General features: G+C 68.0%; 1 protein-coding gene. It reads left to right on the top strand.

From position 1 onward, the window contains the following. Window positions 1-588, top strand: a 588-nt coding sequence (locus H5411_RS46680; protein ID WP_183128052.1) for an IS3 family transposase, incomplete at both ends; no start/stop codon positions are given.

The raw sequence follows: 588 nt of genomic DNA, 5'->3' as shown, positions 1-588 counted from the left end.
GTGTACCCGTTCATCGAGGCGGAGAATGCTGCCGACAGTGGCAACGTCAAGCGCGCGTGCACCCTGTTGAAGGTCTCCCGAGCCGCCTACTACGCCCACCGCTGTGCCAAGCCCTCTGCCCGCGCACGGCAGGACGCGGAACTGACCGAGGAGATCGTCGCGATCCACGACGAGTCGAACGGCACCTACGGAACACCCCGGCTGCACGCCGAACTGCGCGCCCGCGGCCGGCGGCATTCTCGTAAGCGCGTCGCCCGGCTCCTGCGTGCTGCCGGCCGCGCCGGGCGAGCTCCGAAGCGGTGGCGCACCACCACCGTCCCCGACCCTGCTGTGGACACTCCGGCCGATCTGATCAAGCGGGATTTCTCGTGCAGTGCAAGCGATATCAACGTCCGCTGGTGCGGGGACATCACCTACATCCACACCTGGGAGGGCTGGCTGTATCTGGCCACGGTGATCGACCTCGGCTCCCGCCGCGTCGTGGGCTGGGCCACTGCGGATCATCTGCGCACCGACCTCATCGCCGAGGCGTTGAACAACGCCGTCGCCCATCGCCGACCTGCACCCGGGGTGATCTTCCACTCCGAC

The sequence above is a fragment of the Amycolatopsis echigonensis genome (genome assembly GCF_014174495.1).
GTDB classification, from domain to species: domain Bacteria; phylum Actinomycetota; class Actinomycetes; order Mycobacteriales; family Pseudonocardiaceae; genus Amycolatopsis; species Amycolatopsis echigonensis.
The sequence above is the reverse complement of the archived record's forward strand: the minus strand, read 5'-3'. Positions and strand labels throughout refer to the sequence as shown.